At 64.4% G+C, this 12,430-nt stretch carries 15 protein-coding genes and 1 pseudogene; 7 read left to right on the top strand and 9 right to left on the bottom strand.

What is annotated here, in order from left to right:
• Nucleotides 1-106: 106 nt before the first annotated feature.
• Nucleotides 107-289 (top strand): hypothetical protein, encoded by a 183-nt coding sequence (locus AC07FD_RS39055; RefSeq protein ID WP_478354140.1) that lies wholly within the window; start codon nucleotides 107-109, stop codon nucleotides 287-289.
• Nucleotides 290-362: 73 nt separating this feature from the next.
• On the opposite strand, the pseudogene AC07FD_RS39050 reads toward AC07FD_RS39055, so the two are convergent.
• The 6 genes and pseudogenes from AC07FD_RS39050 to rph form a co-directional block, all read right to left on the bottom strand.
• Nucleotides 363-485 (bottom strand): annotated as a pseudogene (locus tag AC07FD_RS39050) (EamA family transporter); the annotation flags it as partial.
• A 122-nt stretch (nucleotides 486-607) separates the two neighbouring features.
• Complete coding sequence (locus AC07FD_RS39045; RefSeq protein WP_478354139.1) at nucleotides 608-931, bottom strand: low molecular weight protein tyrosine phosphatase family protein; 324 nt, start codon at nucleotides 929-931, stop codon at nucleotides 608-610.
• Between the two features lie 3 nt (nucleotides 932-934).
• Nucleotides 935-2,098, bottom strand: a complete 1,164-nt coding sequence (gene hemW, locus AC07FD_RS39040) for a radical SAM family heme chaperone HemW (protein WP_478354138.1) — start codon at nucleotides 2,096-2,098, stop codon at nucleotides 935-937.
• Nucleotides 2,095-2,757, bottom strand: coding sequence for an RdgB/HAM1 family non-canonical purine NTP pyrophosphatase (gene rdgB / locus AC07FD_RS39035; protein ID WP_478354187.1), 663 nt, complete (start codon nucleotides 2,755-2,757; stop codon nucleotides 2,095-2,097). Before rdgB ends, hemW begins: the two co-directional genes overlap by 4 nt.
• A gap of 14 nt (nucleotides 2,758-2,771) precedes the next feature.
• The gene (locus AC07FD_RS39030; RefSeq protein ID WP_478354137.1) at nucleotides 2,772-3,182 is read right to left on the bottom strand and encodes a VOC family protein; all 411 of its coding nucleotides are present in this window, start codon (nucleotides 3,180-3,182) and stop codon (nucleotides 2,772-2,774) included.
• A gap of 197 nt (nucleotides 3,183-3,379) precedes the next feature.
• Complete coding sequence (gene rph, locus AC07FD_RS39025; RefSeq protein ID WP_095083768.1) at nucleotides 3,380-4,096, bottom strand: ribonuclease PH; 717 nt, start codon at nucleotides 4,094-4,096, stop codon at nucleotides 3,380-3,382.
• A gap of 178 nt (nucleotides 4,097-4,274) precedes the next feature.
• Between rph and hrcA the strand changes: the two genes are divergently transcribed.
• From hrcA to AC07FD_RS38995, 6 genes are all read left to right on the top strand, one after another.
• Nucleotides 4,275-5,360, top strand: coding sequence for a heat-inducible transcriptional repressor HrcA (gene hrcA, locus AC07FD_RS39020; RefSeq protein ID WP_095083770.1), 1,086 nt, complete (start codon nucleotides 4,275-4,277; stop codon nucleotides 5,358-5,360).
• Nucleotides 5,361-5,383: 23 nt separating this feature from the next.
• Nucleotides 5,384-5,581 (top strand): hypothetical protein, encoded by a 198-nt coding sequence (locus AC07FD_RS39015; RefSeq protein ID WP_095084361.1) that lies wholly within the window; start codon nucleotides 5,384-5,386, stop codon nucleotides 5,579-5,581.
• A 92-nt stretch (nucleotides 5,582-5,673) separates the two neighbouring features.
• Nucleotides 5,674-7,041 (top strand): PQQ-dependent sugar dehydrogenase, encoded by a 1,368-nt coding sequence (locus AC07FD_RS39010; RefSeq protein ID WP_478354136.1) that lies wholly within the window; start codon nucleotides 5,674-5,676, stop codon nucleotides 7,039-7,041.
• 138 nt (nucleotides 7,042-7,179) lie between these two features.
• Nucleotides 7,180-7,797: a LysE family translocator gene (locus tag AC07FD_RS39005; protein ID WP_478354135.1), complete on the top strand. Its 618-nt coding sequence runs from the start codon at nucleotides 7,180-7,182 to the stop codon at nucleotides 7,795-7,797.
• Nucleotides 7,798-7,994: 197 nt separating this feature from the next.
• Nucleotides 7,995-8,975: a cysteine synthase A gene (gene cysK / locus AC07FD_RS39000; protein WP_095083779.1), complete on the top strand. Its 981-nt coding sequence runs from the start codon at nucleotides 7,995-7,997 to the stop codon at nucleotides 8,973-8,975.
• 418 nt (nucleotides 8,976-9,393) lie between these two features.
• A complete protein-coding gene (locus tag AC07FD_RS38995) occupies nucleotides 9,394-10,020 on the top strand; it encodes a glutathione S-transferase family protein (RefSeq protein WP_478354134.1) in 627 nt (208 codons plus the stop codon).
• A 20-nt stretch (nucleotides 10,021-10,040) separates the two neighbouring features.
• Here the strand turns inward: AC07FD_RS38995 and AC07FD_RS38990 are convergent, their stop codons facing one another.
• The 3 genes from AC07FD_RS38990 to AC07FD_RS38980 form a co-directional block, all read right to left on the bottom strand.
• On the bottom strand, nucleotides 10,041-11,288 hold the full coding sequence (locus tag AC07FD_RS38990; protein ID WP_478354133.1) for an RNA polymerase sigma factor: 1,248 nt from the start codon (nucleotides 11,286-11,288) through the stop codon (nucleotides 10,041-10,043).
• On the bottom strand, nucleotides 11,285-11,659 hold the full coding sequence (locus AC07FD_RS38985; protein ID WP_478354132.1) for a YciI family protein: 375 nt from the start codon (nucleotides 11,657-11,659) through the stop codon (nucleotides 11,285-11,287). The genes AC07FD_RS38990 and AC07FD_RS38985 overlap by 4 nt, the downstream gene beginning before the upstream one ends.
• A 223-nt stretch (nucleotides 11,660-11,882) precedes the next feature.
• Entirely contained in the window at nucleotides 11,883-12,356 is a 474-nt protein-coding gene (locus tag AC07FD_RS38980) for a thiol-disulfide oxidoreductase DCC family protein (protein ID WP_478354131.1), read from the bottom strand.
• Nucleotides 12,357-12,430: the final 74 nt, after the last annotated feature.

Raw genomic sequence — 12,430 nt, 5'->3', positions numbered from 1 at the left:
GGTTGCAAAAGCCTACGTCGAAGTAAGGAAACCGCCATTCCTTTGCCACAGTAGGGAACGAAACCGGGTTCGGCAGATTTACCCCCTGATTCCGGAGGAGGACAGGATGGACAGCCTGACGATACAGGACGCTTTCACGCCCGACTATGCCGGCTGCAATCGTGTTGCCGCGCCCAGGGACAAGCGCCTGCCTGCCAAATCCGAGGACAGCGGCACCAACAAGCCGGCCGCGAACCCGTTGCCGGCGCGGCTTTCCGACATCGAAACCGACAGCACGACGGAGCACTGACCGAACGATGCCCAATCGCTTCGATATCTTCATCACCCGTCTTGAAACGAAAAACGCCCGCAACGGCGTGCCGCTACCCCCGACAGGCGACCAGCACGGCGCCCGCCGCGACAAGGGCGACACCAAGCCGGTTCGCTCCGGAGAGTCGCCGGCCGAGAAAGACCGCGCCAAACACCGCCACAAGCACGACGCCTAGTGCAACAGGTTGCGATGGCTCGGAATTCTACTGGCGCATAGCTCAGCAACGGCCGCAGCATGGCTTCTCGGGTCAAGCCCGAGGACGACGAAAGCGCGATTGCAGATGCTCGGCGACCCTCATCAACCGAGATATCGCGAGACCTTCGCCTCGAGAAGGCGGACCAGTACCGGATCCATGAATTCATAGTCGTCGGGGATGTCGAGGCAGATAAGCCGGGTCTTCTTCAGGCTGGCCTTGAATTTCTTCTGCAATTTGGCGCGGTGCGCCTTTTCCATGACAAAGATGATATCGGCCCAGGCGACGAGCTCATGCGTCAGCGGCGTTTCCGCATCGTGGTTTGTTCCGGCCGACTCAACCTCGATATCCTTGCGCTTGGAAAACACCTGCTCGGCGGTCGGGCTGCGCAAGCGGTTCTGGCTGCAGACGAAGAGCACGTTCTTCAAGGGTTAGCGCGCCAGATCCGCCACCACGGCATCGAGCACGATCATGCCGGCCGGTGTGGCGCGCAGCCGGGCGTTGCCGATCGGCGCCACCAGCCCCTCGCCCTGCAGCACCGCCAACCGCGCGCTCGACAGGCCGCGCCCGGAGAACGCCTCGTAGCGGGAAAGGTCGATGCCTTCGGCCAGCCGCAGGCCCATCAGCAGGAACTCGTCGGCCTCTTCGGAGCGCGTCAGGATCTCGCCGCCGGTGACGCCATGGCCCTTGGCCTCGACCAGATTGGCCCAGGTTTCCGGCATACGCTCGGCGATCGTGACTGTGCGGCGGCCGTTTTCGACGAAGCGGCCATGCGCGCCGGGTCCGACACCGACATATTCGCCATAGCGCCAATAGGTCAGATTGTGCCGGCTTTCGGCGCCAGACCTGGCGTGGTTTGAAATCTCGTAGGCCGGCAGACCGTGCGCCGTGGTGATCTCCTGCGTCAGCGCATAGAGGTCGGCGGCCTGGTCATTGTCGGGGATGATGAATTTCTTGGCCGCATGCAGCGCGTGGAAGGGCGTGCCTTCCTCGATGGTCAGCTGGTAGAGCGACAGATGATCCGCGGCATGGCCGATCGCCTGTTCGAGTTCGGCCTGCCAGGCCTCCGGTGTCTGCCCGGGCCGGGCATAGATCAGGTCGAAGGACAGCCGCGGGAAGATCTCACGCGCCAGGCCGATGGCATGCAGCGCTTCCTCGACATTGTGCAGCCGGCCGAGGAAGCGCAAATCCTTGTCGTTCAGCGCCTGCACGCCGAGCGAGACGCGGTTGACGCCCGCCGCGCGATAGCCGCGGAACCGTTCAGCCTCGACCGAGGACGGATTGGCCTCCAGCGTCACCTCGATGCCATCAGGCACCGTCCAGTTCTTCGCCACGGCGTCCAGGACCCTGGCCACGGTTTCCGGCTTCATCAGCGACGGCGTGCCGCCGCCGAGAAAAATGCTGGTCACATCGCGCGGCCCGGTGCGCCGGCGCATGGTCTCGAGCTCCGCCTCGAAAGCGCTGGCAAAGCGTTCCTGGTCGACCGGCTGGTGGCGGACATGGCTGTTGAAGTCGCAATAGGGGCATTTGGCCGCGCAGAACGGCCAATGGATGTAGACGCCAAAACCGGGCGCCCGGTCGAGCAGCATGCTCATGCCGAGCCCGATCGTGCCGGATTCAATCGTGCCTGGGCAAATTTCTGGAAAGCCCGGGCGCGGTGCGACAGCGCCGTCGGCTGGCCGGGCTTCCAGCCATGTTTTTCCTCGGCGCTCATCTCACCAAAGGTCTTTTCGAAGCCGTTGGGCAGGAACACCGGGTCGTAGCCGAAGCCGAGGTCGCCGCGCGGCGGCCAGACCAGCGTGCCTTCGGCCTCGCCGCGATAATATTCGGCGTCACCGTCGGGAAAGGCCAGGCAGATGACGGCGACAAAGCGCCCCTTGCGCTGTTGCGGCAAGGCGGCGCCGACTTCCTGCAGCGCCACTTCGGTGCGCTGCATGGCCATGGCGAAATCGCGCGATCCGTCAGGGGTTTCGGCCCAGTTGGCGGTGTAGACGCCAGGCGCGCCGTCGAGCGCGTCGACGCACAGGCCGGAATCATCCGACAGCGCCGGCAGGCCGGTGGCCTGGGCGGCGGCCAGTGCTTTGATGTACGCGTTCTCCTCGAAGGTGGTGCCTGTCTCGTCCGGCTCCGGCAGGCCATAGTCCTTGGCCGATTTCGCTTCGAAGCCGAACGGCCCCATCAAATCGGCGAATTCGCGCAGCTTGCCGGCATTGTGGCTGGCGACGACGATCTTTTTTCCATCAAGCGAGTGAATGGTTGGCGAATGCATCAAAGGCCCCAGATCCGTGGCTCGGCGAATTCGATCGAATTGCCCGAGGGGTCGCGTATATAAATCGAACGCCCGCCTTGCGGCCATTCAAATTCGCTTTCGATGGCGATCTTCTTCGCCTCGAGATGTGTTTTCCAGCCCTCGATCTCGTCGGCGCTGGCCGCAAAACAGAGATGACCCTCGCCGACCGCACCGTGCGGCGGCACTTTCAGTCTCGCATCGGGCGCGGGCGGCACTTTCGTCGCTTCGGCGTTGAAGATGAGCAACACGCCGGAGCCGCAGCGGAAGAACAGGTGCCTGCCGTCGACCTTGCCGAGCAGGTCGAGCCCGAGGATATCGGTGTAGAACTTCTCAGCAGCGTCAAGATCGGTGACGTAGAGAGCCGATTCCAGGATGGCGGAAGGAATCACGAGGCACCCCCCTCTGCCCTACCGGGCATCTCCCCCGCAAGGGGGGAGATTGGAAGCGTCAACGCCGGCTCACAGCTTGCAACGTTGGTGGTTGGCGAAACCCAAGACCACAGCCGATCTCCCCCCTTGCGGGGGAGATGGCCGGCAGGCCAGAGGGGGGTGGGAAGGATCGCCAACCTCATCAATACAAACCAGGCCTAAACCACCGCCATCTGCTGCAGGCTGACCAGGCGCTGGATGCCTTTCTTGGCCAGGCCCATCAGGTCTGCGAACTGGTCCTCGGAAAAGGGCTCGCCCTCGGCGGTACCCTGGATCTCGACGATGCCGCCCTTGCCGGTCATGACGAAATTGGCGTCGGTGCCAGCCGAGGAATCCTCGAGATAATCGAGGTCGATGACCGGCTGGCCGTCATGGATGCCGCAGGAAATCGCCGCGACATGATCCTTCAGCACCTTGGCGACGCTGGCCATCTGGCGGGCTTCCATCCAGCGCAGGCAATCATACAGCGCCACCCAGCCGCCGGTGATCGAGGCCGTGCGGGTGCCGCCATCGGCCTGGATGACGTCGCAGTCGACGGTGATCTGCTGCTCGCCGAGCGCCTGCAGGTCGACGACGGCGCGCAAGGAGCGGCCGATCAGCCGCTGGATTTCCAGCGTGCGGCCGCCCTGCTTGCCGGCGGAAGCCTCGCGGCGCATGCGCTCGCCCGTCGAGCGCGGCAGCATGCCGTATTCCGCCGTAACCCAGCCCTTGCCGGAATTACGCATCCAGCCCGGCACCTTCTCCTCGAGGCTGGCGGTGCACAGGACATGGGTGTCGCCGAACTTCACCAGGCATGAGCCTTCGGCATGCTTGGAGACGCCGCGCTCAAAGGAGATGGCGCGCATTTCGTCGAATTGGCGTTTGGAGGGGCGCATTCAGGCTTCTTTCCCGTAATTTTTCGGATTCTTGGCCGGCTTGTAACCACATGGGGCGCGTGGCGCAAAGGAAAATGGCCGGTGATCTGACTTCAGACACCTGGGTGATCTGATACAGACACCGGGTTGCGCGTACCATGGTGAAGTCTATATCCTTGGGCCGGAGGTTTTTGGCCTAATGACCAAGGCAGTTGCCGAACCCAGTCTGCTGTCGCCTGCGCTGCAGTCGCTCGACATGCGTTCGCGCGACATCTTCCGGCGCATCGTCGATTCCTACCTGAAGGATGGCGAGCCCGTGGGATCACGCAGCCTGTCGCGCATCCTGCCGTCCTCACTGTCGCCCGCCACCATCCGCAACGTGATGAGCGACCTCGAGCATCTCGGCCTGATCTACGCGCCCCACATCTCCGCCGGCCGTCTGCCGACGCAAGCCGGCCTGCGCTTCTTCGTCGATGCCTTCATGGAACTCGGCGACCTCTCCGACGAGGAGCGCCGCACCATCGAGGCGCAGGTGCGCGCGTCCGGCTCGGGTGCAACGCTGGAACACATGCTGACCGAGGCCAGCCAGATGCTGTCGGGCATGTCGCGAGGCGCCGGCCTGGTGCTGGCCGCCAAGAACGAGGTGGCGCTGAAACATATCGAATTCATCCAGCTGGAGCCGACCAAGGCGCTGGCGGTGCTGGTGTCGCAGAACGGCGACGTCGAAAACCGCGTCGTCGAACTGCCGGCCGGCATTACCGTCTCGCAGTTGCACGAAGCCTCGAACTTCCTCAACGCCCATATTCGCGGCCGCACGCTGGCCGAGGCGCGGATCGAGATTGCCCGCATCAAGGAAGAGACCAGGGCCGCACTCGACACGCTGTCGCAAGACCTGGTCGAGAAGGGGCTGGCGGTGTGGGCCGGCGCCGAGAGCGGCCTGCCGGCGCGTCTCATCGTGCGTGGCCGCGCCAACCTGCTCGAAAACGTCACCGCCCAGGCCGACATCGAACTGTTGCGTCACCTGTTCGAGGACATGGAGACGCAGGACGGGCTGATCCAGCTGCTTGACCTGGCCGAACAGGGATCGGGCGTGCGCATCTTCATCGGTTCGGAAAACAAGCTGTTTTCGCTGTCGGGCTCGTCGCTCGTCGTCGCGCCCTATCGCGACAAGGACGCCCGCGTCGTCGGCGCACTCGGCGTCATCGGCCCGACCCGGCTCAACTATGCCCGCATCGTGCCAATGGTCGACTATACGGCGCAGCTGATTTCCCGCATGCTGCGTTGAACTGGGTAACCGAGGAGACGACGATGGCGCTCGAAGAATTCAAGGCCCGGATCAGTCTGTTGCTCGAGGAAATGGTCAACCAGCCGGAGGACCAGCACGAAATCCAGGAGCAGTTGCGCGAGAAACTGCAGGAAATGCGCGCCATGGGCCTGCCGCTGCCGGCCGATCTCGTCGCACTGGAAAAGCGCCTCGACGACGATTTCTACGCGGCCGGCACCTGAGGCTGGAGACCGTTTCACCTCAACTCATCGTGTGAGGCGGAACCGAGGAACAAACAGGCCGTTGATTCCTTCGCGACAAGGTGGAGGACAAAATGATCCGACTGGCCGGGCTGGCGTTTCCTGCCGCACTGTTTCTCACGGCTGCATTCGCACAGCAGGCGGAGCAGCCGGTACTGAGGGGTGCCGCCGCCTTCGGCGACTGGCGTGCCGACGGGCCCGGGGTGCGCCGCCTGATCAAGCCGCAAGACCTGCCTAGGCCTTATGTCACCAAATCCGCCTCGAACGGCGCCGGCCTCGCCGACCGGCCGGCAGACGCCGAGCCGAAATTGCCGCCGGGCTTTTCGGCCGAGCTGATCGCGTCGGGCATCGACAATCCGCGCGTCGTGCGCACCGCGCCGAATGGCGACCTGTTCGTCGCCGACAGCGAAGCCAACCAGATCCGCGTCTATCGCCTTGCCGAGGGCAGCGCGAAGCCGGCGAAGGACGGCATCTTTGCCGGCGATCTCAACCAGCCCTACGGCATCGCCTTCTACCCGCCAGGCAACGACCCGCAATGGGTCTATGTCGCCAACAGCGACAGCATCGTGCGCTTTGCCTACCGCAATGGTGACCTGAAGGCGGCCAGTGATCCGGAAACGATCGTCGACAACATCCCTGCCAATCATCACTGGACCCGCGACATCGTCTTCTCGCCGGACGGCAAGACGCTCTATCTGTCGGTCGGCTCGGGATCGAACGTCGCCGAGGACATGGCAAGGGAGCCGGATGGCGGCCTCGACGCCTGGACGAGGTCGCAGCCGCTGGGTGCTGCTTGGGGGTCCGAGGACGGCCGTGCCGACGTGCTGGCCTTCGACCCCGACGGCAAGAATGGCCGCATCGTCGCCACCGGCTTGCGCAACTGTTCGGGCATGACGGTCCAGCCGGCGACCGGGGCGCTGTGGTGCGTCGTCAACGAGCGCGATGCACTCGGCGACAATGTGCCGTCCGAATATGCGACTGTGGTCAAGGACGGCGCTTTCTATGGCTGGCCCTGGTATTACATCGGCAACAACGCCGATCCACGCCACAAGGGCGAGCGCCCCGATCTTGCCGGCAAGGCGACCATTCCCGATGTGCTGATGCAGGCGCACTCGGCGCCGCTCAACATTGCCTTCTACGATGGAAAGGAATTGCCCGCCGAGTCCGGTTTTCCGGCCGAGTACAGAGGCGATGCTTTTGTGGCCCTGCACGGTTCATGGAATCGCGGCAACCGAACCGGATACAAGGTGGTGAGATTGCTGTTCAAGGACGGCAAGCCGACCGGCGAGTACGAGGACTTCATCACCGGCTTCGTCGTCTCCAACGGCGAGGTGTGGGGACGACCGGTCGGCGTGGCGGTGGCCCGCGACGGCGCGCTGATCGTGACCGAGGACGGCAACGGCACCATCTGGCGCGTCACCTATAGTGGCGGCCGTTCCTGACGGCGTGGTCGCACGCCGGCGTGGTGCAATCGAATCTGGCTTCAGGGAATTCCCGCATGGCTGACCTTGTGTCATAAGCCGTCGTTGCAACAACGACTTGCATAATAACCAAGACTTTGGACGCGCAAGGCCGCAACCATGACCCTTACCGGCTTCCTCGCCTACAGTGCCGCCCTCGGAATCGCCGCCGCCATTCCCGGCCCCGGCGTCACGGCGCTCGTCGCGCGGGCGCTCGGCTCCGGCTTCCGCTCGTCGCTGGCCATGTCCTTTGGCCTGATGCTTGGCGACCTCACCTATCTGACCGCCGTGGTGCTGGGTCTCGCCTTCGTCGCGCAGACTTTCGGCATGGTGTTTCTGGTCATCAAATGGCTTGGTGTCGCCTATCTCGCCTTCCTCGGCTGGCGCTTCTGGACCAGCGGCATCACGCCCGAAACGGTCGAGGCGAAGAAGGGCAAGGGCGGGCTGGTTTCGAGCTTCCTCGCCGGCCTCACCGTCACGCTCGGCAATCCGAAGACGATGATCTTCTACCTCGCGATCACGCCGACCATCGTCGACCTGAAGACCATCACGCTGGCCGACTACGGCATACTGGTCGCACTGACGATTGTCGTTCTTTTGGTGGTGCTGGTGCCCTATCTGGCGCTGGCGGTCAAGGCGCGCTGGTTCCTGAAATCGCCGCGCGCGCTCAAGGCGCTGAACCGCACCGCCGCCGGCTTCATGGTCGGCGCCGCGGCGGCGATTGCCGCCCGTCAATAGGCCCCTTTCAGCCAAATCATTCCAGGTACAGGCTCTTCCGGAAAACGCTTTTCCGGGAGCCCGATGTTTTAGACATGGGTCCCACTCGATATTTTCGGCCGACAGTCTATCTTGCGCAACCGAAGGTCCTATCTTGCCGGTTGCAATGCCACTTGCCTGAAGCCCTCCATTTGCCTGAAGTTCTGGGAGCGAAACCAATGAACAAGCCCGTCACCCCTGCCCGCGTGCCCGGTCGCGGCCGCGTCTACGATTCCATTACCGACACGATCGGTGACACGCCGCTGGTGCGGCTCGACAAATTCGCCAAGGAAAAGGGCATCGTCGCCAATCTCATCGCCAAGCTCGAATTCTTCAATCCGATCGCCTCGGTCAAGGATCGCATCGGCGTGGCGATGATCGAGTCGCTGGAGGCGGCCGGCAAGATTTCTCCCGGCAAGACCACGCTGATCGAGCCGACCTCCGGCAACACCGGCATCGCGCTTGCCTTCGCCGCGGCCGCCAAGGGCTACAAGCTGATCCTGACGATGCCGGAAACGATGTCGATCGAGCGCAGGAAAATGCTGGCGCTGCTCGGCGCCGAGCTTGTGCTGACCGAAGGTCCGAAAGGCATGAAGGGCGCCATCGCCAAGGCCGACGAACTTGCGGCGACGATCCCCAACGCGATCATCCCGCAGCAGTTCGAAAACCCCGCCAACCCGGAAATCCATCGCACGACGACGGCCGAGGAAATCTGGAACGATACGCATGGCGAGGTCGATATCTTCGTCGCCGGCATCGGCACCGGCGGCACCATCACCGGCGTCGGCCAGGTGCTGAAGAAGCGCAAGCCCTCGGTGCACGTCGTCGCCGTCGAGCCGGAATCCTCGCCGGTGCTGTCGGGTGGCCAGCCCGGCCCGCACAAGATCCAGGGCATCGGCGCCGGTTTTGCGCCAAAAATCCTCGACACCACGATCTATGACGAGATCGTCAAGGTCTCGAACGAGGATTCGGTCGCCAATGCCCGCCTCGTCGCTCGCCTCGAAGGCGTGCCGGTCGGCATCTCGTCGGGCGCCGCCCTGCAGGCGGCAATCGTCGTCGGCTCGCGGCCGGAGAACAAGGGCAAGAACCTCGTCGTGGTCATCCCGTCCTTCGCCGAACGCTATCTATCGACGATCCTGTTCGAAGGGTTGGGGGCGTAGAGTCTCGACGGCGGAGGTTGAACGCGGCATTCCTCCCTTCGTCATCCTAGGGCGGTGCGACGCGAAGCGGCGCGCAGACCCTGGGATCCATGCCGCGACGGCGGCCGGGGAATGCCGCGGTGCAAGATGAGGGCCATCCGCACCGTCGCGACGCTGAAACGTCACGGCATGGATCCTCGGGTCCGCGCTGTGTCGCTTCGCTCCTTGGTCCGCCCGTGGATGACGAAGCGAGGGCTCATCACCAATCTCCCAGGTCTGCCATGCCACTTGGACATTGGTTGACGACGCTTCAACGAGCGGTCGCAGCTCACTGGCCCCCCGAAAAAACCGCCCGTGGCGGCCGGCACCGGCTTGAGCAGAACTAGCTTCCCGTGCAAATCGTCACCGGCCTGCGCGAAGCAGGCCGGGGAGAAATTTCATGTACAAGCTCTATACCCGTCCGGGCAGCGGCGGCTTTGTCGTCGAGGCCGCCCTGGCGCTGGCGAACGCGCCGTTCGAGCAGATCGACGTGCCGAAGGCGGATCGGCCCGATCCGGCATTTGTCGACATCAGTCCCCTGAACCAGGTTCCGATGCTGACCTTGCCGGACGGCCGCTCGATGACCGAATCGGCGGCGATCTGCATCCTGCTTGCAGAGCGTCACCCCGATGCCGGCCTGGCGCCGCCTGTCGGCGCGCCGAACCGCGCTGACTTCCTGCGATGGATGGCCTTCATGTCGTCGGTGCTCTATCCGGCAATCCTGCGGCTCTACTACGCCCATCGCTACACGACCGATGCCGACGGCACGAAGGCCGTCAAACAAGCGGCCATCGCCGAAATGGATCGCGGCTTCGCCGTCCTCGACAGCGCGCTCAAGGGCCGTGACTGGCTGGTCGGCGACCGGATGTCGGTGGCCGACATCTACCTCGTCATGCTGGTGGCCTGGCATCCCGACGCCGACAGGGCGCGCGCGGCGTGGCCGAATGTGGAACGCTTGTGGTCCGCGCGGCGCGAACATCCGCTGATGAAGACGCTCAACACGGCACATAAGATGTGGCCGGCCTGAGCGACTGCCGACGGCGAGGCTTAGTGTCTGAGGACTGCCCGTTTTCCCTGCAGGAACCGGCGCACCGCCGGGTCGCGCTCAAGGCCGATCGCCCGGTCATAGGCCTCGATCGCCTGCGGCACCTGACCGAGCCTGGCCAGGAGACCGGCACGCGCCGCCCAATAAGGCTGATAGTCGTTGAGCCGCTTGTCGTCGCCCAACACATAAAGAGCCGCCAGCCCTGCCACAGCGCCTTCAGCCTCCGCGATCGCCACCGCGCGGTTGATCGCCACCACCGGCGATCCGGCGATGACTGACAGCGCATCGTAGAAATTGCGGATCGCGGCCCAGTCGGTCAGGCCGGTCAGCCGTCGCGCCGAATGGACGGATTGTACGGCCGCTTCGAGCTGGTAACGGCCTATGACGCCCATGGTGGCGGCGCGTCGCAGCAGGGATTCCGCTTCCTCGATCAAGGCGGCGTCCCATTCCGCGCACTTCTGCTCGGCGAGCGGCACATACTCTCCGGCTGCATCGCGCCGCGCGCCACAGCGTGCCTCGGCAAACAGCATCAGCGAAAGCAGCCCGAGCGCCTCCGGCTCATCCGGCATCAACGAAGCCACCAGCCGGCCGAGCCAGATGCCTTCGGTCGCCAGGTTACGGCGCTGCGTCTCGGTGCCGGCCGGATCCGACCAGCCTTCGGCGAAGGCGGCGTAGATCGCTTCCAGCACCGCGTCCAGCCGCTCGCCTAGTTCGGCCCGCTCGGGCACGCGGAACGGAATGCCGGTCTCACGGATGCGGTTCTTGGCGCGCACGAGGCGCTGGCTCATGGTTGCCGGCGAGACCAGGAAAGCAGAAGCGATCGTTGCCGCGTCGAAGCCCAGGACGGTCTGTAGGATCAGCGGCGAGCGCACGCTGGCTTCGATCGCCGGATGGGCGCAGGCAAACATCAGCCGCAGCCGCTCGTCGGGCAGGTCTTCGTCGGTCATGCGCGCCTCCACCTCCTCGGCGATCAGCTTGAGATGATCGCGGCCGGCCTCGCTGGTCAGCTGACGCCGCACCGCATCGACGCGGCGCCGCCGCGCCACGGCCAGCAGCCAGGCTTCAGGCTTTGCCGGCACGCCGGTTCGTGGCCAGCGTTCGAGCGCCTCGGCAAAGGCATCGGCCAGCGCATCCTCGGCGGCAGCCACGTCGCGTGTGCGCGCCGCGAGGTAGGCGACCAGCTTGCCGTAGCTGTGCCGGGCGGCGGTCTCGGCGGCCGCCCGGGCGGCATCTGACCCGACAGCCTTCATGCAGTGTATGTTGTCATGTATTCGGCCATCGGCCAGATCGGCCGCACTTCCATTGTGCCGGCGCTGGCACCGGGACAGCGTGCCGCCCACGAAATAGCCGCGTCCATGTCGGGCACCTCGATCAAATAGTAGCCGCCGAGTTGCTCCTTGGTATCGGCATAGGGGCCGTCAATCACATTGGTCTTGCCGCTGGCCACCCGTACGGTGGTTGCTATCTTCGTTGGTTTCAATCGCTCACCGGCCACGAACACGCCGGCCTTCTTCATCGCTTCGGTATAGGCGCCATAGGCGGCGCTCATCTGGGTGAGCGCCTCCTTGGGCGCGGCCGCCATTCCGGCTTCGCTGGAATAGATAAGAAGCAGATACTGCATGGTCTTCTCCCGTTGTTTCGAAGGCCGCGTCATTGCGAGCCGGACGTATGTCGCGCGGCATCGCCCGATTTCGACAGGCTGCGGAAAAAACTTTCGGCTGCGACGGCTTTTTGCGCAAGCCGCCATCTATCTCCTGATCGCCCGAACACTAGGTAGCGGCCGCTAGGGGTGCTGTAGCCGCCGACAAAGGGATGGTTCATTCGCTGCTCCACGAGCCACGCTTTTAGCCAAGGAACCGCTCGCGCAATTCGGCAGGAGGAATGTTGCAACTGTCCTTCCTGCCGAACAGGGCGTAGCGGTTTTTGGCGATGCGGTCGTAAAGCCAGTTGCGCAGCGGGCGCGGCAGCAGCAACAGGATCTTTGCCGCCCGCCACGGCCAGCCGAGCTCCGCCATGACGGCAACGAAGCTGTCGAGCTGCGTGAAGGCGATGCCGTCGATTAGGACGAGATTGGTCTCGTAGGAATCCGTGCGCAGCCCGTGTTGCCTGAACAGCGCTTCGCCGAACGGCGACTGCGCGGTGGCGAAGCGGAAGCGAGCTTGACGGTCGAGCCTGACCACCATACGCACGAAGCCGGAGCATAGCACGCAGACGCCGTCGAAGACGATCAGCGGATGGCTGCGATCGAGAGGGGCAGAGGGACGGACGGACTTGGGTCGACTTGAATGGGGCCGACTTGGATAGGGAAGGTCGGTCACGCGGGCCTCGGCTGCTTATGCCCTAGGTGTGGAGCCTCAACAGGTTGTCCCCGGTTATGGCGAGGCGACTGATA

The organism is Mesorhizobium waitakense, from assembly GCF_056431085.1.
Note: the sequence above shows the minus strand (reverse complement) of the source record. Positions and strands in the feature narration are given on the sequence as shown.